Below are 23,183 nucleotides of genomic sequence, written 5' to 3'. Positions count from 1 at the left end.
CGGTGCATGGCAACGATCGTGGGCAAGGGCTACCAATCCGGCTTCGGCAACGAATTCGCCAGCGAGGCGATCCCCGGCGTGCTGCCGGTCGGCCAGAACTCGCCGCAACGCGTGGCGCACGGGCTGTACGCGGAGCAGCTGTCCGGCACCGCGTTCACCGCGCCGCGCCATCTGAACCGGCGCAGCTGGCTGTACCGGATCCGCCCGGCGGCGGTGCACGAGCCGTTCCAGCCGCTGGCGCACGCCACCTTCCACAACCGCTTCGACGAAGCGCCGGCCACGCCGAACCAGCTGCGCTGGGATCCGCTGCCGCTGCCGGAGCAGCCGACCGATTTCCTCGACGGCCTGGTGACGATCGCCGGCAACGGCGGCGCGGCCGAGCAGGGCGGCATCGGCATCCATCTCTACGCGGCGAACCGCTCGATGCAGGGCCGCTTCTTCTACGACGCCGATGGCGAGCTGCTGATCGTGCCGCAGCAGGGTCGGCTGCAGCTGGCCACCGAGCTGGGCGTGATCGAGCTCGAGCCGCAGGAGATCGCGGTGATCCCGCGCGGCGTGCGCTTCCGCGTCGAGCTACCCGACGGAACCGCGCGCGGCTACGTCTGCGAGAACTTCGGCGCACTGCTGCGCCTGCCGGAGCTCGGCCCGATCGGCTCGAACGGGCTGGCCAACGCGCGCGACTTCCTCACCCCGGTGGCGGCTTTCGAGGACATCGAGGGCGCGTTCGAGCTGGTGACGAAGTTCCAGGGCACGCTGTGGACGGCGAAGATCGGCCACTCGCCGCTGGACGTGGTCGCCTGGCACGGCAACTACGCGCCGTACAAGTACGACCTGCGCCGTTTCAACACCATCGGCTCGATCAGCGTCGACCACCCTGATCCGTGCATCTTCACCGTGCTGACCTCGGCCAGCGACACGCCCGGCACGGCGAACGTGGATTTCGCGATCTTCCCGCCGCGCTGGCTGGTGGCGCAGCACACCTTCCGCCCGCCGTGGTTCCACCGCAACGTGGCCAGCGAGTTCATGGGCCTGATCACCGGTGTCTACGACGCCAAGGCCGAAGGATTCGTGCCGGGCGGCGCGAGCCTGCACAACTGCATGAGCGCCCACGGCCCGGACGCGGCCACCTTCGAGAAGGCCGCGAACGCGGACCTCTCGAAGCCGGACGTGATCGGCGGCACCATGGCCTTCATGTTCGAGACGCGCAAGGTGATCCGCCCCACCCGGCAGGCGCTGGAGGCGCCGCAACTGCAGCGCGACTACTACCGATGCTGGCAGGATATCCGCAAGCACTTCGCGCCGTGACGGCGATCCCTCCACGCAGCAGGCACAAGGCAGCACGATGAAACTCGGATCTCTCAAGGAAGGCGGCCGCGACGGCACGCTGGTGGTGGTCAGCCGCGATCTCTCCCGCGCGGTGAAGGCAAACGGCATCGCGCCGACGCTGCAGGCGGCGCTGGACGACTGGTCGAACGCGGCGCCGCGGCTGAATGCGCTGTCGGATGAGCTGAACGCGGGTCGCGCCGCCGGCGTGTTCGCGCTGGACATGGCCATGCTCGCCTCACCGTTGCCACGTGCCTACGAGTTCGTCGACGGCAGCGCTTACCTGCCGCACGTCGAGCGCGTGCGCCGCGCCCGCGGCGCCGAGGTGCCGGCCAGCTTCTACACCGAGCCGCTGATGTACCAGGCCACCAGCGCCGCCTTCCTCGGCCCGCGCGACCCGGTGGTGGTGCCGAGCGAGGACTACGGCATCGACCTGGAAGCCGAGGTGGTGGTGGTCACCGACGATGTGCCGATGGCGGTCACGCCGGGCGAGGCCTCCGCGCACATCCAACTGGTCGGCCTGGTCAACGACGTGAGCCTGCGCGGGCTGATTCCCGGCGAGCTGGCCAAGGGCTTCGGCTTCCTGCAGAGCAAGCCGCGCTCGGCGCTGTCGCCGGTGCTGGCGACGCCGGACGAGCTGGGCGGGGCGTGGGCCGGCGACAAGCTGCACCTGCCGATGCGCACCTGGCTCAACGACAAATGGTTCGGCGAGGCCGAGTGCGGCGTCGACATGCAGTTCAGCTTTGCCGAACTGGTGGCGCACGTGGCGAAGACGCGGCCGCTCACGGCCGGCACCATCGTTGGCTCCGGCACCATCGCCAACCAGGACACCGGCAAGGGTGCCTCCTGCCTGGCCGAGCAGCGCACAGTGGAAACCCTGCGCGACGGCCAACCGAGCACGCCGTTCCTGAAGTTCGGCGACCGCCTGAAGATCGACGTCACCGACGCCACCGGCGCCTCGATTTTCGGCGCCATCGAGCAGCAGGTCGAGCCGTACCGGAGATGACGCGAGCCGCCACGCCGGCGCTGCGGCAGGTCGCCGCGACTGGCGTGCGAATTGACCCGGATCAAGGCATGCTGGCGGGTGTCCCGACAGACTCGGCAACATGGCCATTCCCATCACTCCTCCCGAATTCGACCCGGCGCTGATCGCCCGTTACGACGTGGCCGGGCCGCGCTACACCAGCTACCCGACCGCGCCGCATTTCAAGGCCGAGTTCGACGAGGCGGCGTTGCGCGCGGTGATCCGCGCTTCCAACGAGGAGCCGATCCCGCGTCCGCTGTCGGTGTACGTGCACGTGCCGTTCTGCATGAGCCCGTGCTTCTACTGCGGCTGCAACCGGGTGATCACCCGCGACGTGACCCAGGCCGACCGCTACCTGGAACGGCTGTACCGCGAGATCGAGCTGATCGCGCCGCTGTTCGACCGCGACCGGCCGGTGCGCCAGCTGCACTTCGGCGGCGGCACGCCGAACTTCCTCGACACCGCGCACATGGGCGAGCTGCTGGAGTCGCTGGCGCGGCATTTCAGCTTCAGCCATGCCGCGGATCGCGAATACGGCATCGAGATCGACCCGCGCTTCGCCGACGCCGCCTACATCCGCGCCATGGGTGAGCTGGGCTTCAACCGGCTCTCGGTGGGCATCCAGGATTTCGACCCGGTGGTGCAGAAGGCGGTGAACCGGATCCAGAGCTTCGAGCAGACCCGCGAGGTGATCGAGGCGGCGCGGACCTCGGGTTTCCGCTCGGCCAGCGTCGACCTGATCTACGGCCTGCCGTTCCAGAGCGTGGACGGCTTCAGCCGCACGCTGGACCAGGTGGTGGCGCTGAACCCGGACCGGGTGGCGGTGTACGGCTACGCGCACCTGCCGGAAATGTTCAAGGCGCAGCGGCAGATCGAGGCCGCCGACCTGCCCGACGCGGCCACCCGGCTGGCGCTGTTCGGCCGCGCGCTGGAACACCTGTCGGCGGCCGGCTACGTCTACATCGGCATGGACCACTTCGCCAAGGCCAGCGACGAGCTGGTGCTGGCGCAGCGTGCCGGCACGCTGCAACGCAACTTCCAGGGCTACTCGACGCACGGCGATTGCGACATCGTCGGCCTGGGCGTCAGCGCGATCGGCCGCATCGGCGACAGCTACAGCCAGAACGCACGCGACCTGATCGGCTACTACGCGGCGCTGGACGCCGGCCGCCTGCCGCTGATGCGCGGCCTGCAGCTGGACGAGGACGACTTGATCCGGCGCGAACTGATCAACGAATTGATGTGCCACGGCAGCGTGGACAAGCAGGCGTTCGGCGCGCGCCACCGGCTGCTGTTCGACGAGTACTTCGCGCGCGAGCGGCAGCGCCTGCTGCCGCTGATCGAGGATGGGCTGGTCACGGAAAACCCGCGCGAGATCCGGGTCACCTCGCGGGGGCGGCTGCTGTTGCGTATCATCGCCATGTGCTTCGACGCCTATCTGGACGACGCGGCACAGGCCCCACGCTATTCGCGCGTGATCTGATCCACGCAGCCCCAACCCGGCAGCCCATCATCATCATGCAATCCAAGCCCATGGCAGGTCGTCTGCCCGAGCCGCCCAGCCCGATTGCCGACGACGGCGACGAAACGCGCTTCTGCGGCACCTGCGCGTTCTCCAGCGCGTGCATCGCGGCCGGCTACGACAAGCCGGAGCTGGCCGAGTTGCAGTGCCTGGTCGAGCACGTCGGCCCGTTCCGCGCCGGCGAGCACATCTTCCGCACCGGCGACCCGTTCCGCGCGATCTTCGCCGTGCGGGCAGGCACCGTGAAGACGCGCATGGTCGACAAGGAAGGCCGCGAGCAGGTGCTGGGCTTCTACCTGCCCGGCGAGGTGATCGGCCTCAACGCGATCTACCCCGAGCATTTCCCGTGCGACGCGGTGGCGCTGGACACCGCCTACTTCTGCCGCTTCTCGTTCCCCGCGATGAGCGCGCTGGCCTCGCGCATCCCTGCCGTGCAGCAGCATCTGTTCCGCATGCTGAGCAAGGAGCTGGGCACCGCCAGCCTGCTCGCCGGCGACCACAGCGCCGACGAGCGCGTCGCCGCGTTCCTGATGGACCTGGCCGGCCGCTACGCCGTGCGCGGCTTCTCCGCCACCCGCTTCCACCTCAGCATGTCGCGCGGCGACATCGCCAACTACCTGCGTCTGGCCGCGGAAACCGTCAGCCGTGTGCTCAGCCGCTTCCGCAGCCAGCAGCTGATCGAGATCGAAGGGCGCGAGCTGGAGCTGCTGAATCCGAAGAAGCTGCGCGAGATCGGGCAGGCGCTGCTGCCGGAGTGAGCGCCGCGAGGCGCTCCGGGGGGGCTGACACAGATCAGTGTCCGTGCGGGTGCTAACCTGCCACCATGGTGAATCATTCTCGTTCGGGTTGGCATCGGCATGGCTGAATCACGATCTCCCGCGGCGGAAGCGGTCGCACCGGCGCAGCTGACGGCGCTGCTGGCTTCCGCGCCGCATCGGCCGCTGTTCCTGGCCGGTACCGTCGCGGTGTTGCTCAGCATGACCTGGTGGGCGGTGGAGCTGACCTGGATGCGCTTCGGTCTGGCCGGCTGGCCGCAGCCGTCGATACCGCCTGGCTGGGCGCACGCGATGCTGATCCAGTACGGCCTGTTCCCGCTGTTCATGTTCGGCTTCCTGATGACCACGTTCCCGCGCTGGCTGGGGCGGCCGGACCTGCCCAAGACGCGCTACCTGCCGGTGGCTGGCTGCGTGTTCGGCGGCTACGTGCTGGCGAACGTCGGCCTGCTCGACCTGCCGTGGCTGCTGAAGCTGGGCATCGCCGTGATGCTGGTCGGCTACCTGGTTGGCGTGTGGACACTGGGCGGGGTGCTGCGTGCCTCGGTGGCCGAGCGCAAGGGCCATGCGCGTTCCTGCCTGATGGCGTTGAGCCTGGGCTGCCTGGGGCTGGCGGTGTTCCTGGCCTACCTGTTCGGTGCGCCGGCCGATTGCGCGCTGCTGGCGATCAAGCTGGGCACCTACGGCCTGCTGCTGCCGATCTACTTCTCGGTGATGCACCGCATGCTGCCGTTCTTCACCGGCAACATGGTGAAGGGCTACGAGGTGGTCCGGCCGGACTGGAGCATGCCGGTGGTATGGGCATTGCTGCTGGCGCACCTGCTGCTGGAATGGCGAGTCGCGCTGGGCTGGCTGTGGCTGGTCGACGTGCCGCTGGCACTGGTGTTCGCATGGCATTCGCTGACCTGGCGACCGTGGCGGGCGATGCGCCCGGGCATCCTGGCCGTGCTGCACCTGGCGTTCGCGTGGCTGCCGGTGGCGTTCGTGCTGTACGCGGTGCAGGACGTGGTGTACGCGACCAGCGGGCATCTGATCCTCGGCCGCGCGCCGCTGCATGCGCTGGCGATCGGTTTCTTCGGCTCGATGCTGGTGGCCATGGTGACGCGGGTCACCATGGGCCATTCCGGCCGCCCGCTGCAGATGGGCGCGGTGGCCTGGCTGTGCTTCGGCCTGCTGCAGCTGGTGGCGCTGCTGCGCATCCGTGCCGAGCTGGGTGGGGATGTCTACCTGTGGCTGGTGATCGCCGCCTACGGCTGGCTGCTGGCATTCCTGCCGTGGGTACTGCGCTCGGCATGGATCTACCTGACGCCGCGGGCGGACGGCAAGCCGGGTTGAACGGAGCGCGGGCCGCGGCAGGGTGACGCAGCGCGGCCCCGACAGAGTTCGGGTTGACCCAAGTCAGCGGCGCAGCCGGGCGATCGCCTAGGCTAGGACGCGCAAGGACTCACGGAGACCGCCCATGTCACGTCCACCGTTTCTCGTCGTCGCCGCGGCCGCAGCGGAGCACTGAAGATGCGCGCACGATGGGTCCTGGCCTGGCTTGGCCTGATGCTGGCGCTGCCGGCGGCGGCGGCGGACTATGCCGCCCTGCCGGGGGGCCGCTTCGCCAGCGTGCTGCCGGCCGACGGCAAGGCGGCAGCAGCGCAGGTCGCGCCGTTCCGCCTGCGCACCGAGCCGGTCACCAATGCCGAGTTCCTGGCCTTCGTGAAGGCCCATCCGCAGTGGCGGCGCGATCGCGTCGCCAGCATCCTGGCCGATCGACGTTATCTCAGCCACTGGGCCGGTGCCGATGCGTTGGGCAGCGAGGTGCTGCCCAGGCAGCCGGTGACCCGGGTCAGCTGGTTCGCCGCCCAGGCTTACTGCGAGAGCGAAGGCGCCCGCCTGCCCAACTGGTACGAGTGGGAGTACGCGGCGGCGGCCGACGCCACCCGCCGCGACGCGCGCAGCGACCCGGCCTGGCGCGAGACCCTGCTGGCCTGGTACTCGCGCCCGTCCAATGCGCCGCTGCCGGCCATCGGCGGCGCACCCAACACCTACGGCGTGCGCGACATCACGCAGCCGGTGTGGGAGTGGGTGGACGACTTCAACGCGCTGCTGGTGGCCAGCGACAGCCGCGACCAGAACGACCCCGACGTATTGAAGTTCTGCGGTGCCGGCGCGATCAGCCTGCAGGAAAAGGAGAACTACGCGGTGCTGATGCGCATCGCGATGCTGTCCGCGCTGAAGGCCGCCGACACCACCAACAACATGGGCTTCCGTTGCGCGAAGCCCCAGTGAGGTAATGCATGAAACGCCTGTTGCCCCTGCTCGCGATGCTCCTGCTGTTCGGCAGCACGCGAGCCGCCACGCCGCTGCCCGGCGACTCCGTGTACAACCTGCCGCTGCAGCTGACCGACCAGGACGGCCATCGACAGACGCTGGCCGATCGACGCGGCCGCCCGCAGCTGGTGACGATGTTCTACACCTCGTGCCAGATGGTCTGCCCGATGATCATCGACAGCCTGCGGCTGACCCGCAATGCGCTGGACCCGGCCACGCGCGCACGGATCGACCTGCTCGCAGTGAGCTTCGACCCGGCGCGCGACGGCGTGGCCACGCTGAAGAGCTACGCGCAGAAGCGCAAGCTCGATCCGCGCATCTGGACCCTGGCGCGCGCCGAGCCGGCGCAGGTGCGCCAGTTGTCCGGCGTGCTCGGCCTGCAGTACCGGCAACTGCCCGATGGCGAGTTCAACCACTCGAGCGAACTGATCCTGCTCGATGCCGAAGGCCGCATCGCCGCCCGCACCGCGCAGATCGGCAAGCTCGATCCCGGCTTCGTGGAGGCGATCCGCAAGGTGGTTGCGCAGCCGCACGACTGAGGGACCCGCTCCGCCGCCGGCTGATCCATGTCAGCGCGGCAGTGGCCGCCGGCGAGCAGACTTCCCGGAAAACTTCGGGAGACGCTGCATGGTTGCCTGGTATCCGTGGATCGTGCTGGTGCACCTGGCGTGCGCCATCGTGTTCGCCGGCGCGGTAGCATTCGAGGTGCTGGTGGTCGAGGCGCTGCATCGGCAGTTCGACACGGCCACCATGCAGCGCATCGAACAGTCGATCATGGCGCGCGTGCGCCGGTTCATGCCGGTGATCGTGGTGCTGCTGTTCGCCAGCGGCTTCATGCTGTTCGACATCCGTTGCGACGGCCTGTCCTGCGTGGGCAGCCGCTTCGGCAACTGGCTGCTGCTGAAGGTGCTGCTGGCGTTCGGCGTGCTCGGCGTGTTCATCAACGCGATGTGGGCGATGCGCAGCGGCAAGATGGACGTCTGCCGCTTCCGGCACACCCATCGCGCGGTGCTGGGCCTGATGGTGGGCATCGTCTTCCTGGCCAAGACCATGTTCTACTTGTAGCCATCCATCTACACACGAGGTGCACGATGTCCCAGGTCACGTTCAAGGGCCAGCCGATCAGCGTCGACGGCCAGTTTCCCGCGGTCGGTTCGACCGCGCCGGCATTCAGCCTGGTCGGCGGCGACCTGTCCGACGTGGCGCTTTCCGGCTTCGCTGGCAAGCGCAAGGTGCTGAACATCTTCCCCAGCATCGACACCGGGGTGTGCGCCGCCTCGGTGCGCCGTTTCAACGAACTGGCCGGCAAGCTCGACAACACCGTGGTGCTGTGCATCTCGGCCGACCTGCCGTTCGCGCAGGCACGCTTCTGCGGCGCCGAGGGGCTGGAGCGGGTGACCAACCTGTCGCTGATGCGCGGGCGCCAGTTCCTCAACGACTACGGCGTGGCGATTGCCAGCGGCCCGCTGGCCGGATTGGCCGCGCGCGCGGTGCTGGTGCTGGACGGCCATGACAAGGTGCTGCACGCCGAGCTGGTCAGCGAGATCGGCCACGAGCCGAACTACGACGCGGCGCTGAAGGCGCTGGGCTGAGAACGATCGCCTACGGCTTGCCGATGCCCACGATCGGCACGCCGAACGGCTGCGCCTGCGGGTACAGGCCGAGGCCCAGCTTGAGGCTGCGGCCGATGCGCTCGGCGTATTCCAGCATCTGTGCGGCGCCGGCCTCGTCCAGTTCCTCGGCGGTGGTCTCGCGCCACAGCGCGAGCCAGCGGTCGAAGTGTTCGGCGCGGATCGGGTGCGGCCGGTGCGCGCCCATCGGGTTGCCGCGGTAGCTGCCCGCGCGCAACGCCACCGAGGCCCAGAACGAGGTCAGCAGGCGCTTGTGTTCGTCCCAGTCGTGCACCGCCGCATTGAAGATCGGGCCGAGCTGCGCGTCGCGCCGCACTTTCTCGTAGAAACGGTCGACCAGCCGGGCGAGGGCCGGTTCATCCAGTGGCGAGGATGGGTTCATGCGGGACATGATGGATCCGTGCGCGGAACGGTGTGTGATGCCCGTACCAACAAAAACGCATCCGGCCATCACGGCCGGATGCGTCGCTGGTCCGCCAAGCTTACTGACCCAGGCTCAACGTGCCCTTCATCAGCGCGGCGTGGCCGGGGAAGGTGCAGAAGTAGGCGTACTGCTCGCCGGCCTTCAGCTTGGTCACGTTGATCGTGGCGGTGTCCGATTCGCCGCCGCCGATCAGTTTGGTATGCGCGATGATGCGGGCGTCGCCGGGCTTCTCGTAGCTGTTGGCGGCGCCGGCCTTCATGCCGTCGGCGATCACGCCGGATTCGTCGGCGCTATGCGCGAGCACCCAGTTGTGGCCCATCGCGGTGACCGGCAGCTTGCCGGTGTGCTTCAGGGTCACCTTGAAGGTCTTGCAGGTCTTCGGCACGGTGATGGTCTTGGTGTTGAACTGCATGGCGTCGCTGGCCTCGACCGTGGTGGCGCACTCGGCGGCCATCAGCGGGGTGGAGAGTAGGCCGAGCAGGGCAAGGGCAATCAGTTTGCGCATGGGGTGTCGCTCCTGGGGAAGTGGTGAAATGCGGATGGATTCTGCAGCGGCGGCGCGCGGCGGGCACTGATCTGCGTCATTGCCACGGCACCTGCCGTCATTCGACACTCTAGCCATCACCGGCGGATGCCGGAAGGAGGCACGATGACGCACGTCGTTACCGAAAACTGCATCAACTGCAAGCACACCGATTGCGTCGAGGTGTGTCCGGTGGACTGCTTCCACGCGGGGCCGAACTTCCTGGTGATCGACCCGGACGAATGCATCGACTGCACGTTGTGCGTGGAGGAGTGCCCGGTCGGCGCGATCTTCCCCGAGCTCGACGTGCCGGCGGGGCAGGAGATCTTCATGTCGATCAACGCCGAGCTGGCCAAGGAGTGGCCGGTGCTGACCAGCAAGATCCCGTCGATGGAAGACGCCGACAAGTGGGACGGTGTGCCGAACAAGCTGCCGCTGCTGCAGCGCTGAATTGCCTGCCCCCCGTAGGAGCCCGCTCGCGGGCGATGCTGTTGATCTTGCGATTCCCAATTCCCGACCCCAAGAGTATCGCCCGCGAGCGGGCTCCTACGGGGCGTAAAAAAAGCCGGGTGGTGCCCGGCTTTTTCGTGTCGCGCGGGGTCAGGCTTACTTCGCCACCACCCGCACCATCTCCAGGCACTTGTTCGAGTAGCCCCACTCGTTGTCGTACCAGCTGACCAGCTTGACGAAGCTGTCGTCCAGTGCGATGCCTGCGTCGGCATCGAAGATCGAGGTGCGCGCGTCGCCGCGGAAGTCGGTGGCCACCACCTTGTCCTCGGTGTAGCCCAGGATGCCCTTGAGCGCGCCTTCGCTCTGCGCCTTCATCTCGGCCTTGATCTCCTCGTAGGTCGCCGGCTGCTCCAGTTCCACGGTGAGGTCGACCACCGACACGTCCGAGGTCGGCACGCGGAAGCTCATGCCGGTGAGCTTCTTGTTGAGCTCGGGGATCACCACGCCGACGGCCTTGGCCGCGCCGGTGGAGGAGGGAATGATGTTCTCCAGGATGCCGCGGCCGCCGCGCCAGTCCTTGTTGCTCGGGCCGTCCACGGTCTTCTGCGTGGCGGTGGCGGCGTGCACGGTGGTCATCAGGCCGCGCTTGATGCCCCACTTGTCGTTCAGCACCTTGGCCACCGGCGCCAGGCAGTTGGTGGTGCAGCTGGCGTTGGAGACGATCGCCTCGCCGGCGTACTTCTGGTGGTTCACGCCGTAGACGAACATCGGCGTGGCGTCCTTGGACGGCGCCGACAGGATCACCTTCTTCGCGCCGGCGTCGAGGTGCTTCTGCGCCGCTTCCTTGGTCAGGAACAGGCCGGTGGACTCGATCACCACGTCGGCGTTCACCTCGTTCCACTTCAGGTTGGCCGGGTCGCGTTCCTGGGTCAGGCGGATGCGCTTGCCGTTGACCACCAGGTGGCCGCCGTCGACCTTGACGTCGCCCTCGAAGCGGCCGTGCACGGAGTCGTGCTTCAGCATGTAGGCGAGGTAGTCCGGCTCCAGCAGGTCGTTGATCGCGACGATCTCGATGTCGTTGCTGAAGTTCTGCACGGCTGCGCGCAGCACGTTGCGACCGATGCGGCCAAAGCCGTTGATGCCGACCTTGATGGTCATGAGGGAACGTCCTCCTGAGGGCGATGGGATGTGGCGATGAGGATGGGCAGCCGCGGGTCGCGGCGCCGCTGTTTCAGCCGCGAAATCTTACAATGAAAGCGCCCGGATCGCCCGCGCCGGATTGTCGCTGTGGCAGACTGCGGCCTTTTGCGCCGGTGGTCGCCATGTCTCTGCGTCGTTGTTCGCTGGCCTTCGCGGCCATCCTGTTCGCGGTCGCACCGGCAGTCCGCGCCTGGGGGCCGCTCGGTCACCGCGTGGTCGCCGAGCTGGCGCAGCGGCACCTCGGCCCCGCCGCCAGGGCCGAGGTGGAACGCCTGCTGGCGGCGGACCACGTCACGCGACTGGCCGATGTCGCCAACTGGCCCGACCAGATCCAGGACGACCCCGCGCAGGCCACGTTGTGGCAGCAGACGCGCAAGCTGCACTACGTCAATTTCCGTGGCGGCCCGGGTTGCGACTACCTGCCGCCGCGCGACTGCCGCGACGGCGCATGCATCGTCGCGGGGCTGGCGCGCTACGTGGCGATCCTCGGCGACAAGGCGCAAGGCGACGCCGCGCGCCTGGAGGCCCTGAAATTCGTGGTGCACTTCGCGGGTGATGTGCACCAGCCGCTGCATGCCGGCTACCGTGACGACCTCGGCGGCAACCGGTACCAGGTGCAGTTCGAGGGCAAGGGCAGCAACCTGCACCGGGTCTGGGACTCGGGCATGCTGGGGACGCGCGGGCTGGACTGGCAGGCCTACGCGGCGAAACTGGACGCCGAGGGTCCGGCGCCGCTGCCGGCGCCGATCGCGCCGCTGGGCGACCCTTACGCGCAGTGGGCGGAGGAATCCTGCCGGGCCACCGCCGTGGCCGGCTTCTATCCGGACGGCCACAAGATCGGCCGGACCTATGTCGACGCCGAGCTGCCGGTGGCCGAAAACCGGCTGCGCATCGCCGGGCGCCGGCTCGCTGCCGTGCTCAACCTGGCGTTGGCGCCGCGGTGAGCGGGTGTCGGCGCGGCGCATTGCATACGAATGCAAGGTGATGGCGCGCCGCACGGCATCTGCTAGCCTCGACACATGAACGCCAATCCCCTGCGCCGCACCAAGATCGTCGCCACCCTCGGCCCCGCCACCGATGCGCCGGGCATGCTCGAGAAGATCATCGCCGAAGGCGTCAACGTGGCCCGCCTGAACCTCTCGCACGGCCAGCCGGACGACCACCGCGCCCGCGCCAGCGCGGTGCGTGCGGCGTCGCTCGCCGTCGGGCGCGAAGTCGGCATCCTGGCCGACCTGCAGGGGCCGAAGATCCGCATCGAGACCTTCGCCAACGGGCCGGTGGAACTCGCCGAAGGCGCCTCGTTCGTGCTCGATTGCCGCCCCGACGCGCCGCCCGGCGACGCGAGCCGCGTCGGCGTGAGCTACTACGGCCTGCCGCACGATGTGCACGCCGGCGACGTGCTGTTGCTGGACGACGGGCTGATCGCGCTGAGCGTGCACGAAGTGGCCGGCGCCGAGGTGCGCTGCACGGTGCTGATCGGCGGCAAGCTGTCCAACCGCAAGGGGCTCAACCGGCAGGGCGGCGGGCTGTCGGTGACTGCGCTGTCGGACAAGGACAAGGCCGACATCAAGCTGGCTGCCGAGATCGGCGCGGATTTCCTCGCGGTGTCGTTCGTGCGTTCGGCCGAGGATATGCACCAGGCGCGCCGCCTGCTGCACGAGGCCGGCGGCAGCGCGGCGCTGGTGGCGAAGATCGAGCGCGCGGACGCGATCCCGGTGCTGGGCGAGATCATCGACGCCTCCGACGTAGTGATGGTGGCGCGCGGCGACCTCGGCGTGGAGATCGGCGACGCCGAGCTGCCCGGCCTGCAGAAGAAGATCATCCGCGAGACGGTGCAGCGCAACCGCGCGGTGATCACCGCCACGCAGATGCTGCAGTCGATGGTGCGCTCGCCGATCCCGACCCGCGCCGAAGTGCTCGACGTGGCCAACGCGGTGATCGACGGCACCGACGCGGTGATGCTGTCGGAGGAGAGCGCGGCCGGCGCGCACCCGGACAAGGCGGTGGCGGCGCTGACGCGGATCTGCCTCGGCGCCGAACGCCAGTTCGAGCCGAAGGAGGATCTGGCCAGCGTCAGCCAACAGATGAAGCGCACCGACCAGGCGATCGCGCTGGCCGCGATGGTGCTGGCCGGCCAGCTCGACGTGCGGGCGATCGTGGCGCTGACCGAATCCGGCGCCACCGCCCAGTGGCTGTCGCGCTACCGCAGCGCGGTGCCGATCTACGGCATGTCGCCATCCGCCGCCGCGCGCCGGCGCATGCTGGTGCTGCGCGACGTGCAGCCGGTGGCGTTCAGCCACGGCGAGAAGCAGAGCATGGCTGCCTCCACCCGCGCCGCGGTGCGGCTCTTGTTCGAGCAGGGCAAGCTGGTCGAGGGCGATAGCGTGGTGATCACCTACGGCGACCGCGTCGGCCACGTCGGCGGCACCAACACGCTGAAGCTGCTCTCGGTCGGCCCCGATGGCACGGTCGAGAGCCAGCGCGAGCTGTGACGCCTGACGCGCGGCTGTCCGGCCGCCGGGTCCCGACTGGTGCCGGGCGGCAATGCCGCTACACTTCATGTCGTCACCCCGGCCAGGAGAACGCCATGAAATCCGTGTCCCGTCTGCTTCGTCAGGGTCTGCTGCTGGCGTTGGCGCTGGGCTTCGTCGCGCCGGTGCTGGCGCAGACGCGCCGGATCGACCAGCCGGAGCTGTACCGCTACTGGATCCTGCTCAATACGCAGGTGAAGATGGACGTGCCCAACAGCGGCCTCAACCTGGACCAGCCCGGCTGCGCGGCAGTGACCTACACGATCGGTTCCGACGGTGTGCCGATGAACGTGCAGGTGGCCAAGCTGGTGCCCAAGAGCGACCTCGGCCCGGCGGCGCACAGCGCGGTCTCCAATTTCCGCTACGGCCCGTCGCTGAGCAACCGCATCGGCGAGCCGGTCGCCACCTACTACATCGTGCCGTTCAATGCGCCGAAGGATCCGGCCCAGCGCCAGCACTTGATGGACCAGTGCAAGCTGCCCGGCTACACCCCCTGAGCCGATACAGTCCGGCCCCGCCGCGCTCTGGCGCTGGCGGCCGCCGATCTGGCCTATAATCGCCGTTTTGAACCGCGCCGCTTCGGCCCCGAGGCGGCTTCAACCATGTGCGGGCGGGCACGCCCCCGCACCACGGAGTCGTCATGAGTATTGAAGATCTCGAAAGCATCGCCCTGGCGATGGTCGCGCCCGGCAAGGGCATCATCGCCATCGACGAGTCGACCAACACCATCAAGAAGCGCTTCGAGGCGGTCGGCATCGAGAACACCGAGGAGAACCGTCGCGCCTACCGCGAACTGCTGCTGACCACGCCGGGCCTGAACGAGCACATCTCCGGTGCGATCCTGTACGACGAGACGATTCGCCAGAAGACCCGCGACGGCGTGCCGTTCACCGAGGTGATGAAGAAGCTCGGCATCATCCCCGGCATCAAGGTCGACAAGGGCCCGCAGCCGCTGGCCGGCTTCCCCGGCGACGTGGTCACCGAAGGCCTCGACGGCCTGCGCGAGCGCCTGCAGGAGTACGTGAAGCTGGGCGCCCAGTTCTGCAAGTGGCGCGCGGTGATCAACATCTCCGAGGAAAACCCCAGCTCCACCGCGATCGAGGCGAACTGCCACGTGCTGGCCCGTTACGCCGCGCTGTGCCAGGAGGCCGGCCTGGTGCCGATGGTCGAGCCCGAGGTGATCATGGACGGCGACCACAGCATCGAGATCAGCTACGAAGTGCACGAAGCGGTGCTGCGCAGCCTGTTCAACGCGCTGTACGAGCAGAACGTGATGCTGGAAGGCACCATCCTCAAGGTCAGCATGGTCATCCCGGGCAAGGATTGCGACGAGCAGGCCGACGTCGAGGAAGTGGCCGAGGCCACCGTGCGCGTGCTGAAGTCCACCGTGCCGGCCTCGCTGCCGGGCATCGTGTTCCTCTCCGGCGGGCAGACCGACGAACAGTCCACCGCCCACCTCAACGCGATGAACCAGATCGGCCCGCACCCGTGGCCGCTGTCGTTCTCCTACGGCCGCGCCATGCAGCAGGCGGCGCTGAAGCTGTGGTCGAAGGACATGAAGGCGAACTACGCCGAAGCGCAGAAGACCGTGCACGCCCGTGCGCGCGACAACGGCCTGGCCGCGCTGGGGCAGTGGAACGGCTGATCGCCCGACGGTGCCGTTGCTGGCGGTCGCCTGGTGATCCGCGTCGTAGGAGCCCGCTCGCGGGCGATGCTTGTGCTCTGATGTCTCAAGATAAAGCATCGCCCGCGAGCGGGCTCCTACAGCAAAAAGGGCGCCTCACGGCGCCCTTTTTGTCATGCATGAAACGGTGAAGCTCAGAAGCGGTATTCCGCGCTGACCGAGACCATGTCGGTGCTCAGGTTCACGCGATCCTTCTTCGCGTCGTAGTAGTCGTAGTTCAGGCCCACGCTGACGTTGTTGCTGAAGTCGTAGCCCACGCCGGCACCGGCGTACCAGCTGGTGTTGTCCAGGCCCTTGCGGACCGGGTTGACGTCATTGCTGAGGCCGTGACCTTTCCAGCCGTAGATGCCGGTGCGCGCGCTGACGTACCAGTTCGGGCTGACGTTGAAATGGCCGTTCACGCCGGCGGTCCAGCCGTGCAGCTGCGACTTGCCGCGGTCGACGACCGGCTGGCTGTTGAAGACGTTCTTCGGGTGGATGTTGCCCAGGTCGTTGTAGCCCACCTCGGCGCCCAGCGCGAGCGACGGGTTCAGCGCCCAGCGGTAGCCACCATTGATGCCGTAGCCGGTGGTGCTGTCGTCGTACGGGCCATGGTTGAGCGAGGCCTGGCCGACATTGCCATTGATGAACCAACCGTCATTGTGGGTCGGCGCGCTCTGCGCGAACGCAGCGGGAATGGCCAGCAGGCCGGCGGAGGCAAAGGCGAGGGCAAGCAGGGTCTTGTTCATTTTCATGGAGCTTCTCCAGTTGTTGTCATGGCAGTCGGCCCTGAGGGGGAGTGGCCGCTGCTGGCGGTGCGCCGTCCGTTCGAGCGGCGGCATCCGATTGCTTAGATGGGTCGTGGCCCGGAAGATTCAATACCGATTAGTTCAGTATTAAGCTTGGGTTAATTCGCTGCCGACAGGGGCTCAGAAACGGTATTCCGCGGTCAGCGAGGCGGTGTCAGAACTCAACTTGATGTGGTCCTTGTTCGCACGGTAGTAGTCGTACGACAGACCGAGGCCGAAGTGCTCGCTGAAGTCGTAACCGGCACCCACGCCGGCGTACCAGTCGACCTTGTCCAGATGGTGCCGGTTGACGTCCTGGTTGGCGTAGCCGTGGCCCTTCCAGCCGTACACGCCGGTGCGGCCGCTGAGGTACAGGCCGCGCCATACGTCGATCTTGCCGTTGACGCCGGCGGTCCAGCCGCGCAGTGCCTGGCGCTGCGAGGTCAGGTTGACGTCGTTGCTGTTGAAGGCATTCTTCAGCCTGAAATTGCCGAGGTCGTTGTAGCCGACCTCCACGCCCAGGCCCAGGTCCTGGCCCACCTTCCAGCGGTAGCCGCCGTTGAGCGCGTAGGTGGTCGGATGGTCGTCGTACGGGCCCACGCGCATGTGCGCCTGGCCGACACTGCCGTTGATGAACCAGTTGCCGCTGCCGATCGGCTGCGACGGCTGGAAATTGCCGCCGGCGGCCGTGGTGGCTTCGCTGTCCTGCGCAAAGGCAGGCAGGGCGCCCAGCGTGGCGGAGGCGAGAGCAAGGGCAAACAGAGTCTTTTTCATGGGGTACTCCTCTTTTTTGGGCCGGGCCGGCGCCACGGAACAGGGCGCGCGGTCGGGCAGCGCTTGGGGATGGCGCCGCGGGGCGTAGTGATAGTGGGGCGAGGCTGAAGCCGGCCGAACCGTATGGTCTGAGGTTAAGCGGTGATTAATCCCGTGGTCGCGGGCGACAGCCGACGGCCGGATCGGCGACAATGGCGCTTTTGCATCTTCCGGAGACCGCCCGATGACCACCCGCCGCGAACTCGCCAATGCCGTGCGCGCCCTTGCCATGGACGCCGTGGAGGCGGCCAGGTCCGGTCATCCGGGCATGCCGATGGGCATGGCCGACCTCGCCGAAGTGCTGTGGAACGACTTCCTGAAGTTCAATCCGGCCAACCCGAAGTGGTTCAACCGCGACCGCTTCGTGCTCTCCAACGGCCACGGCTCGATGCTGCAGTACGCGCTGTTGCACCTGACCGGCTTCGACCTGCCGATGGAGCAGTTGAAGCGCTTCCGCCAGCTGCATTCAAAGACCGCCGGCCATCCGGAGGCCAGCGAAACGCCAGGCGTGGAAACCACCACCGGCCCGCTCGGCCAGGGCCTGGCCAACGCGGTTGGCTTCGCGCTGGCCGAGAAGGTGCTGGCGGCGCATTTCAACCGCCCCGGTCATGACGTGGTCGATCATCACACCTATGTGTTCCTCGGCGACGGCTGCCTGATGGAAGGCATCTCGCACGAAGTCGCCTCGCTGGCCGGCACCTGGCAGCTCGGCAAGCTGGTGGCGATCTACGACGACAACGGCATCTCGATCGACGGCGAGGTGCACGGCTGGTTCACCGACGACACCCCGGCGCGCTTCGAGGCCTACGGCTGGAACGTGATCCGCGGCGTCGACGGACACGATGCCGAGGCGATCAGGCAGGCGATCGCGAAGGCCGCCGCGCAGCGCGACAAGCCCACCCTGATCTGCGCGAAAACCATCATCGGCTTCGGCGCACCGAACAAGCAGGGCAAGGAGGAAAGCCACGGCGCCGCGCTGGGCAAGGACGAGATCGCCGCCGCGCGCGAGCAGCTGGGCTGGAAGTACGCACCGTTCGAGATCCCGGCCGAGATCTACGCCGGCTGGGACCACAAGACCAGGGGCGCCGCCGCCGAACAGGTGTGGAACGACGCCTTCGCGAAGTACGCCGCCGCGCATCCGCAGCTGGCCGCCGAATTCAACCGCCGCATGCGCGGCGAGCTGCCGGCCGACTGGGCCGCGAAGTCGCAGGCGTTCATCGACAAGCTGCAGGCCGACGGTCCCGAAGTGGCCTCGCGCAAGGCCTCGCAGATGAGCATCGAGGCGTTTGCGCCGCTGCTGCCGGAGCTGCTCGGCGGTTCGGCCGACCTGGCCGGCTCCAACCTGACCAAGTGGAAGGGCAGCCTCGACGCGGCCACCGGCGACAGCGCCGACGGCAAGGGCAACTACGTCTACTACGGCGTGCGCGAATTCGGCATGACCGCGATCGCCAACGGCGTGGCGCTGCATGGCGGCTTCATCCCGTACGACGCGACCTTCCTGGTGTTCTCCGACTACGCGCGCAACGCGGTGCGCATGAGCGCGCTGATCCCGGCCCACGCGATCCACGTCTACACGCACGACTCGATCGGCCTGGGCGAGGACGGCCCGACCCACCAGCCGGTCGAGCACATGGCGTCCCTGCGCTACATCCCGAACAACCAGTTGTGGCGTCCGTGCGACGCGGTGGAATCGGCGGCATCGTGGAAGGCGGCGATCGAGCGCAAGGGCGCGCCGTCGTGCCTGGTGTTCTCGCGGCAGAACCTCAGGCACCAGCAGCGCGGCGCACGGCAGGTGGCCGACATCGCGCGCGGCGGCTACGTGCTGTCCGATCCGCTGGACACGAAGTTCCAGGCGATCCTGATCGCCACCGGCTCGGAAGTGGAACTGGCGATGGAAGCGTCGCGCGCGCTGGCGCAGCAGGGCGTGGCCGTGCGCGTGGTGTCGATGCCGTGTACCGAGGTGTTCGACGCGCAGCCGCTGGAATACCGCGAAGGCGTGCTGCCGCTCTGGTGCCGCGCCCGCGTGGCGGTGGAAGCGGCCACCGCTGACTTCTGGCGCAAGTACGTGGGCCTGGATGGCGAGGTGGTAGGCATGACCACGTTCGGCGCCTCCGCGCCCGCGCCGCAGCTGTTCGAGCACTTCGGCTTCACCGTGGCGCACGTGATCGACGCGGTGAAGCGCGTTATCCGCTGAGCTCACCCACCCGGGTAGGAGCCCGCTGGCGGGCGATGTTCCTGGCGAGAGGCCAGAAAAGCATCGCCCGCCAGCGGGCTCCTACAGGAAATGACGGAACGGATCAGCCGAGCAGCAGCGCGGCCAGTTCGTCCGGCTTCGCTGCGAGCGCGTGGGCGCCGGCGCGCTGCAGTTCCGCGCGGCTGCCGAAGCCCCACAGCACGCCGATGCCGTTCACCCGGTTGGCCACGGCGCCGTCGATGTCGAAGTGGCGGTCGCCGATCATCACCGCGCCGGCCGGGTCGGCGCCGAAGTCGGCCAGTGCCGCGGCGATCATCGTGGCCTTCTCGCTGTGTGCGCTGCCGGGATGGGGGCCGTACAGGCGCTCGAACGCCGCGCCGAACGGCAGCTGTTCGACGATCGGTGCGGCGTGATGTTGCGGCTTGCCGGTGACCACGGCGAGCTGGTGGCCGGCGCTGCGCAGCTGCCCGATCAGCGCCTCGATGCCCGGATAGACGGCGTGCTCGCGCCAGCCCAGCGTATCGAAGCGCTCGTGGTAGTACGCCACTGCCGCCTCGATGCGTTCGGCGTCGTGGTCCAGCAGCGGCGCGAAGCTGTGCCGCAGCGGCGGGCCGATCCAGCGGCGCAGCTCCTCGGCGGCCGGTGTCGGCACGTCCAGCCGCGCCAGCGCATGTTTCACGCAGGCGGTGATGCCGTGCTCGGAATCGATCAGGGTACCGTCGAGGTCGAACAGGCAGAGCATTACTTCGCCGCTCGCGCCTTCAACGCGGCCACCGCGGGTAGCTCCTTGCCTTCCAGGAATTCCAGGAACGCGCCGCCGCCGGTGGAGATGTAGGAGACCTGGTCGGCGATGCCGTACTTGTCGACCGCGGCCAGCGTGTCGCCGCCGCCGGCGATCGAGAACGCCTTCGACGCGGCGACCGCCCGCGCCAGCGTCTCGGTGCCCTTGCCGAACGCGTCGAACTCGAACACCCCGACCGGGCCGTTCCACACCACGGTGCCGGCGCTGGCGATCAGCGCGGCATAGGTTTGGGCGGTCTGCGGGCCGATATCGAGGATCATCTCGTCCGCGCCGACCTGGTCGACCGGCTTCACCGTGGCCGGGGCCTGCGCCGAGAAGGTCGGCGCCACCACCACGTCGACCGGCATCGGCACCTCGGCGCCGCGGCGCTTCGCGTCGGCCAGCACCTTCTTCGCGGCGTCGATCAGGTCCGGCTCGTACAACGAGTTGCCGACCGAATGGCCCATCGCGGCGATGAAGGTGTTGGCGATACCGCCGCCGACGATCAGCTGGTCCACCTTGCCGATCAGGTTTTCCAGCAGGGTCAGCTTGGTCGATACCTTGGAGCCGGCCACGATCGCCAGCAGCGGGTGTGCCGGGTGTTCCAGCGCCTTGCCCAGCGCGTCGAGTTCGGCGCACAGCAGCGGGCCGGCGGCGGCCACCGGGGCGAACTTGATCACGCCGTGGGTGGAGGCCTGCGCGCGGTGCGCGGTGCCGAACGCATCCATCACGAAGATGTCGCACAGCGCGGCATATTTCTTCGCCAGCGCCTCGTCGTCCTTGCCCTCGCCGACGTTCATGCGGCAATTTTCCAGCAGCACCACCTCGCCGGCCGCCACCTCGACGCCGTTGACCAGGTAGTCGGCCACCAGCCGCACCGGCTGGTCGAGCTTGCTGCTCAGCCACAGCGCCACCGGCGCCAGCGAGGATTCGGCGTCGAACTGGCCTTCCTTCGGCCGGCCCAGGTGCGACATCACCATCACCTGCGCGCCGGCGTCGCGGGCGGCCCGGATCGTGGGCAGCGCGGCGTCGAGGCGCTGGGTGGAGGTGATCCGGCCGTGGTCGTCGATCGGCACGTTCAGGTCTTCGCGGATCAGCACGCGCTGATCGCGCACATCGAGGTCACTCATGCGGATGACGGACACGGCGGCACTCCGGTAATGGACAAGGGGACAGCCCCTCATGGGCGGTAACCGCCTATTGTCCGGCCCGCCGGGGACCGATGCAAACGCAGCGGTCGGCCGGTGCGTTGCGGCGCGCCATGTGCCCGGTTCACACTGTGGCAAACTGCGCTTGTCCGTCGGGGGAGATGGTTCATGGCTAACGGTTTGGTGCTGTATGGCTACTGGCGTTCCAGTGCCGCGTATCGGGTGCGCATCGCGCTGAACCTGAAGGGCCTCGACTACGAGACACGCCCGGTGCACCTGGTGCGCGACGGCGGCGAGCAGCACGCGGCGGACTACCGCACGCTCAACCCGCAGGAAATGGTGCCCTGCCTGCTCGACGGGGACCGCGTGATCACCCAGTCGCTGGCGATCATGGAATACCTCGACGAAATGCACCCGGAGCTGGAAACGGCCCTGCTGCCGGTCGACGCGCGTGGCCGCGCGCAGGTGCGTGCGCTGGCGATGGCAGTGTGTTGCGACATCCACCCGCTCGGCAACCTGCGTGTGCTGCAGCAGCTGGAAACCGAATTCGGTGCCAGCGAAGAGCAGCGCGCGGCGTGGTCGCGGCACTGGATCGGCGCGGGCTTCCAGGCGATCGAGTTGCTGCTGGGCGACAGCGTGGCCACTGGCCGCTATTGCCACGGCGAGACGCCGGGCATGGCCGATGCCTGCCTGATCCCGCAGGTCTACAACGCGCTGCGCTGGAAGCTGCCGCTGGACGACTACCCGACCATCGCGCGCATCTACCAGTCGTGCAACGAGCTGGAGGCGTTCCGCCGCGCGGCGCCGGAGGCGCAGCCGGACGCGCCGCAGAGCTAGAAACGAGCGAGCGCAGGGTGAGGCGGCTTGTGCCGTCTCTCACTCCTCCTCACTCATGCCCTGGCTCTCAGAACCCCATGCCGTACGGGTCGTTGCCAGCCAGCGCCTCGTCGCTGGACCCGCCTTCGGCCAGGCGGATCTTCAGCGCCAGGCCGTCGCGCGAATCGGACTTGTTGAGCGCTTCCTCCAGCTCCACGCGGCCTTCCTTGTACAGCTTGTACAGCGACTGGTCGAAGGTCTGCATGCCTTCCTGCAGGCTGCGGTCCATCGCTTCCTTGATCTCGTGGATCTGGCCGCGGCGGATCATGTCGCGGATCAGCGGGGTGTTCAGCAACACCTCGGCGGCCGGGATGCGGCGGCCGTCCTTGCCGAGTACCAGGCGCTGGCTGATCACCGCGCGCAGATTCAGCGCCAGGTTCATCAGCACGTTCTTGTGCGCCGACTCGGGGAAGAAGTTGAGGATGCGCTCCAGCGTCTGGTCGGCGTTGTTGGAGTGCAGCGTGGCCAGGCACAGGTGGCCGGTCTCGGAGAACGCGATCGCCGCCTCCATCGTGTCGGTGTCGCGGATCTCGCCGATCATGATCACGTCCGGCGCCTCGCGCATCGCGTTCTTCAGCGCTTCGTGGTAGCTGTGCGTGTCCAGCCCCACCTCGCGCTGGTTGACGATCGACTTCTTGTGCCGGTGCAGGTATTCGATCGGGTCCTCGATGGTGAGGATGTGCCCGGGCGAATTGGTGTTGCGCTGGTCGAGCATCGCCGCCAGCGTGGTCGACTTGCCCGAACCGGTGGCGCCGACCACCAGGATCAGGCCGCGCGGCTCCATGATCAGGTCGCGGAAGATGCCGGGCAACTGCAGCTGGTCGATGCTGGGGATCTCGCTCTTGATCGCGCGGATCACCATGCCCACTTCGCCGCGCTGCTTGAACACGTTGATGCGGAAACGGCCGGCTTCCTTCACCGCCAGCGCCATGTTCAGTTCCAGGTCGCGTTCGAACTGCGGTACCTGGCCCTCGTCCATCAGCGAATAGGCGATCTTCTTGACCATGCCGCTGGGCAGGCCGGTGTTGCCCAGCGGGTACAGCTTGCCCTCGACCTTGATATTCACCGGGGCGCCGGTGGACAGGAACATGTCCGACGCGCCCTTGTCTACCATAAGCTTGAGGAAGTAGCCGATATCCACGAATGACCCCTGGGTTGGCGAAATGCGCGTTGCAATGATGGATTATGCCCGCCCACAAT

The 23,183-nt window shown here is 68.1% G+C and carries 24 protein-coding genes; 16 read left to right on the top strand and 8 right to left on the bottom strand.

The features are described from left to right. The first annotated feature begins 6 nt into the window (after positions 1-6). The 9 genes from hmgA to tpx all read left to right on the top strand — a co-directional run bounded on the left by hmgA (position 7) and on the right by tpx (position 8,553). A complete protein-coding gene (hmgA, locus tag RHOOR92_RS0107585) occupies positions 7-1,305 on the top strand; it encodes a homogentisate 1,2-dioxygenase (RefSeq protein ID WP_027489973.1) in 1,299 nt (432 codons plus the stop codon). Between the two features lie 37 nt (positions 1,306-1,342). Beyond that, the gene (locus tag RHOOR92_RS0107580) at positions 1,343-2,329 is read left to right on the top strand and encodes a fumarylacetoacetate hydrolase family protein (protein ID WP_027489972.1); all 987 of its coding nucleotides are present in this window, start codon (positions 1,343-1,345) and stop codon (positions 2,327-2,329) included. Positions 2,330-2,429: 100 nt separating this feature from the next. Next, entirely contained in the window at positions 2,430-3,830 is a 1,401-nt protein-coding gene (hemN, locus tag RHOOR92_RS0107575; protein WP_027489971.1) for an oxygen-independent coproporphyrinogen III oxidase, read from the top strand. A gap of 35 nt (positions 3,831-3,865) precedes the next feature. Next, positions 3,866-4,627 (top strand): helix-turn-helix domain-containing protein, encoded by a 762-nt coding sequence (locus RHOOR92_RS0107570; protein WP_015446763.1) that lies wholly within the window; start codon positions 3,866-3,868, stop codon positions 4,625-4,627. Between the two features lie 99 nt (positions 4,628-4,726). Next, the gene (locus RHOOR92_RS0107565) at positions 4,727-5,977 is read left to right on the top strand and encodes an NnrS family protein (protein ID WP_015446764.1); all 1,251 of its coding nucleotides are present in this window, start codon (positions 4,727-4,729) and stop codon (positions 5,975-5,977) included. Positions 5,978-6,154: 177 nt separating this feature from the next. Further along, positions 6,155-6,919, top strand: coding sequence for a formylglycine-generating enzyme family protein (locus tag RHOOR92_RS0107560; RefSeq protein WP_015446765.1), 765 nt, complete (start codon positions 6,155-6,157; stop codon positions 6,917-6,919). Between the two features lie 8 nt (positions 6,920-6,927). Beyond that, positions 6,928-7,500, top strand: a complete 573-nt coding sequence (locus RHOOR92_RS0107555) for an SCO family protein (RefSeq protein WP_027489970.1) — start codon at positions 6,928-6,930, stop codon at positions 7,498-7,500. Between the two features lie 88 nt (positions 7,501-7,588). Further along, positions 7,589-8,026: a membrane protein gene (locus RHOOR92_RS0107550; RefSeq protein ID WP_027489969.1), complete on the top strand. Its 438-nt coding sequence runs from the start codon at positions 7,589-7,591 to the stop codon at positions 8,024-8,026. 26 nt (positions 8,027-8,052) lie between these two features. Next, entirely contained in the window at positions 8,053-8,553 is a 501-nt protein-coding gene (tpx, locus tag RHOOR92_RS0107545) for a thiol peroxidase (RefSeq protein WP_027489968.1), read from the top strand. Positions 8,554-8,563: 10 nt separating this feature from the next. Here the strand turns inward: tpx and RHOOR92_RS0107540 are convergent, their stop codons facing one another. Both RHOOR92_RS0107540 and azu read right to left on the bottom strand, forming a co-directional pair. Continuing rightward, positions 8,564-8,974 (bottom strand): group III truncated hemoglobin, encoded by a 411-nt coding sequence (locus tag RHOOR92_RS0107540; RefSeq protein ID WP_027489967.1) that lies wholly within the window; start codon positions 8,972-8,974, stop codon positions 8,564-8,566. A 100-nt stretch (positions 8,975-9,074) separates the two neighbouring features. Next, positions 9,075-9,521 (bottom strand): azurin, encoded by a 447-nt coding sequence (azu, locus tag RHOOR92_RS0107535; RefSeq protein ID WP_007512540.1) that lies wholly within the window; start codon positions 9,519-9,521, stop codon positions 9,075-9,077. A 144-nt stretch (positions 9,522-9,665) separates the two neighbouring features. Here azu and fdxA point away from each other — a divergent pair, with 144 nt between their 5' ends. Continuing rightward, positions 9,666-9,989 carry a ferredoxin FdxA gene (gene fdxA / locus RHOOR92_RS0107530; protein ID WP_007512538.1) on the top strand — a complete coding sequence of 108 codons (324 nt, stop codon included), beginning with the start codon at positions 9,666-9,668 and terminating at the stop codon, positions 9,987-9,989. Positions 9,990-10,145: 156 nt separating this feature from the next. Here the strand turns inward: fdxA and gap are convergent, their stop codons facing one another. After that, on the bottom strand, positions 10,146-11,147 hold the full coding sequence (gap, locus tag RHOOR92_RS0107525) for a type I glyceraldehyde-3-phosphate dehydrogenase (RefSeq protein ID WP_007512536.1): 1,002 nt from the start codon (positions 11,145-11,147) through the stop codon (positions 10,146-10,148). A gap of 164 nt (positions 11,148-11,311) precedes the next feature. Here gap and RHOOR92_RS0107520 point away from each other — a divergent pair, with 164 nt between their 5' ends. The 4 genes from RHOOR92_RS0107520 to RHOOR92_RS0107505 all read left to right on the top strand — a co-directional run bounded on the left by RHOOR92_RS0107520 (position 11,312) and on the right by RHOOR92_RS0107505 (position 15,365). Continuing rightward, positions 11,312-12,133, top strand: coding sequence for a S1/P1 nuclease (locus RHOOR92_RS0107520; RefSeq protein ID WP_027489966.1), 822 nt, complete (start codon positions 11,312-11,314; stop codon positions 12,131-12,133). 75 nt (positions 12,134-12,208) lie between these two features. Continuing rightward, positions 12,209-13,681 (top strand): pyruvate kinase, encoded by a 1,473-nt coding sequence (gene pyk, locus RHOOR92_RS0107515; RefSeq protein ID WP_007512531.1) that lies wholly within the window; start codon positions 12,209-12,211, stop codon positions 13,679-13,681. 95 nt (positions 13,682-13,776) lie between these two features. After that, a complete protein-coding gene (locus tag RHOOR92_RS0107510) occupies positions 13,777-14,217 on the top strand; it encodes an energy transducer TonB (RefSeq protein ID WP_027489965.1) in 441 nt (146 codons plus the stop codon). 143 nt (positions 14,218-14,360) lie between these two features. Next, positions 14,361-15,365, top strand: coding sequence for a class I fructose-bisphosphate aldolase (locus RHOOR92_RS0107505; protein WP_027489964.1), 1,005 nt, complete (start codon positions 14,361-14,363; stop codon positions 15,363-15,365). 173 nt (positions 15,366-15,538) lie between these two features. Here RHOOR92_RS0107505 and RHOOR92_RS0107500 read toward each other — a convergent pair whose 3' ends face one another. Next, entirely contained in the window at positions 15,539-16,138 is a 600-nt protein-coding gene (locus tag RHOOR92_RS0107500; RefSeq protein ID WP_037115094.1) for a porin family protein, read from the bottom strand. A 174-nt stretch (positions 16,139-16,312) separates the two neighbouring features. After that, a complete protein-coding gene (locus tag RHOOR92_RS0107495; RefSeq protein WP_027485747.1) occupies positions 16,313-16,945 on the bottom strand; it encodes an outer membrane beta-barrel protein in 633 nt (210 codons plus the stop codon). 223 nt (positions 16,946-17,168) lie between these two features. On the opposite strand from RHOOR92_RS0107495, the gene tkt reads away from it, so the two are divergent. Next, a complete protein-coding gene (tkt, locus tag RHOOR92_RS0107490; RefSeq protein ID WP_007512519.1) occupies positions 17,169-19,178 on the top strand; it encodes a transketolase in 2,010 nt (669 codons plus the stop codon). Between the two features lie 103 nt (positions 19,179-19,281). Here tkt and RHOOR92_RS0107485 read toward each other — a convergent pair whose 3' ends face one another. Next, positions 19,282-19,920, bottom strand: a complete 639-nt coding sequence (locus RHOOR92_RS0107485) for an HAD hydrolase-like protein (RefSeq protein ID WP_027485749.1) — start codon at positions 19,918-19,920, stop codon at positions 19,282-19,284. After that, positions 19,920-21,104 carry a phosphoglycerate kinase gene (locus RHOOR92_RS0107480; RefSeq protein ID WP_007512516.1) on the bottom strand — a complete coding sequence of 395 codons (1,185 nt, stop codon included), beginning with the start codon at positions 21,102-21,104 and terminating at the stop codon, positions 19,920-19,922. Before RHOOR92_RS0107480 ends, RHOOR92_RS0107485 begins: the two co-directional genes overlap by 1 nt. Positions 21,105-21,275: 171 nt before the next feature. On the opposite strand from RHOOR92_RS0107480, the gene maiA reads away from it, so the two are divergent. Beyond that, positions 21,276-21,944 carry a maleylacetoacetate isomerase gene (gene maiA / locus RHOOR92_RS0107475; RefSeq protein ID WP_007512514.1) on the top strand — a complete coding sequence of 223 codons (669 nt, stop codon included), beginning with the start codon at positions 21,276-21,278 and terminating at the stop codon, positions 21,942-21,944. Positions 21,945-22,011: 67 nt separating this feature from the next. Here maiA and RHOOR92_RS0107470 read toward each other — a convergent pair whose 3' ends face one another. Then, positions 22,012-23,124, bottom strand: a complete 1,113-nt coding sequence (locus tag RHOOR92_RS0107470) for a PilT/PilU family type 4a pilus ATPase (RefSeq protein WP_015446779.1) — start codon at positions 23,122-23,124, stop codon at positions 22,012-22,014. Positions 23,125-23,183 lie beyond the last annotated feature (59 nt).

It is taken from the genome of Rhodanobacter sp. OR92, from assembly GCF_000427545.1.
GTDB lineage: Bacteria > Pseudomonadota > Gammaproteobacteria > Xanthomonadales > Rhodanobacteraceae > Rhodanobacter > Rhodanobacter denitrificans.
The sequence above is the reverse complement of the archived record's forward strand: the minus strand, read 5'-3'. Positions and strand labels throughout refer to the sequence as shown.

Coding starts and splice junctions, on each gene's coding strand:
- RHOOR92_RS0107570 (WP_015446763.1), top strand. CDS start 3,866: ATGCAATCCAAGCCCATGGCAGGTCGTCTGCCCGAGCCGCCCAGCCCG.
- hemN (WP_027489971.1), top strand. CDS start 2,430: ATGGCCATTCCCATCACTCCTCCCGAATTCGACCCGGCGCTGATCGCC.
- RHOOR92_RS0107520 (WP_027489966.1), top strand. CDS start 11,312: ATGTCTCTGCGTCGTTGTTCGCTGGCCTTCGCGGCCATCCTGTTCGCG.
- RHOOR92_RS0107495 (WP_027485747.1), bottom strand. CDS start 16,945: ATGAAAAAGACTCTGTTTGCCCTTGCTCTCGCCTCCGCCACGCTGGGC.
- fdxA (WP_007512538.1), top strand. CDS start 9,666: ATGACGCACGTCGTTACCGAAAACTGCATCAACTGCAAGCACACCGAT.
- RHOOR92_RS0107550 (WP_027489969.1), top strand. CDS start 7,589: ATGGTTGCCTGGTATCCGTGGATCGTGCTGGTGCACCTGGCGTGCGCC.
- RHOOR92_RS0107580 (WP_027489972.1), top strand. CDS start 1,343: ATGAAACTCGGATCTCTCAAGGAAGGCGGCCGCGACGGCACGCTGGTG.
- RHOOR92_RS0107555 (WP_027489970.1), top strand. CDS start 6,928: ATGAAACGCCTGTTGCCCCTGCTCGCGATGCTCCTGCTGTTCGGCAGC.
- RHOOR92_RS0107560 (WP_015446765.1), top strand. CDS start 6,155: ATGCGCGCACGATGGGTCCTGGCCTGGCTTGGCCTGATGCTGGCGCTG.
- RHOOR92_RS0107565 (WP_015446764.1), top strand. CDS start 4,727: ATGGCTGAATCACGATCTCCCGCGGCGGAAGCGGTCGCACCGGCGCAG.
- tpx (WP_027489968.1), top strand. CDS start 8,053: ATGTCCCAGGTCACGTTCAAGGGCCAGCCGATCAGCGTCGACGGCCAG.
- gap (WP_007512536.1), bottom strand. CDS start 11,147: ATGACCATCAAGGTCGGCATCAACGGCTTTGGCCGCATCGGTCGCAAC.
- azu (WP_007512540.1), bottom strand. CDS start 9,521: ATGCGCAAACTGATTGCCCTTGCCCTGCTCGGCCTACTCTCCACCCCG.
- RHOOR92_RS0107485 (WP_027485749.1), bottom strand. CDS start 19,920: ATGCTCTGCCTGTTCGACCTCGACGGTACCCTGATCGATTCCGAGCAC.
- RHOOR92_RS0107540 (WP_027489967.1), bottom strand. CDS start 8,974: ATGAACCCATCCTCGCCACTGGATGAACCGGCCCTCGCCCGGCTGGTC.
- pyk (WP_007512531.1), top strand. CDS start 12,209: ATGAACGCCAATCCCCTGCGCCGCACCAAGATCGTCGCCACCCTCGGC.
- tkt (WP_007512519.1), top strand. CDS start 17,169: ATGACCACCCGCCGCGAACTCGCCAATGCCGTGCGCGCCCTTGCCATG.
- RHOOR92_RS0107500 (WP_037115094.1), bottom strand. CDS start 16,138: ATGAAAATGAACAAGACCCTGCTTGCCCTCGCCTTTGCCTCCGCCGGC.
- hmgA (WP_027489973.1), top strand. CDS start 7: ATGGCAACGATCGTGGGCAAGGGCTACCAATCCGGCTTCGGCAACGAA.
- maiA (WP_007512514.1), top strand. CDS start 21,276: ATGGCTAACGGTTTGGTGCTGTATGGCTACTGGCGTTCCAGTGCCGCG.
- RHOOR92_RS0107510 (WP_027489965.1), top strand. CDS start 13,777: ATGAAATCCGTGTCCCGTCTGCTTCGTCAGGGTCTGCTGCTGGCGTTG.
- RHOOR92_RS0107505 (WP_027489964.1), top strand. CDS start 14,361: ATGAGTATTGAAGATCTCGAAAGCATCGCCCTGGCGATGGTCGCGCCC.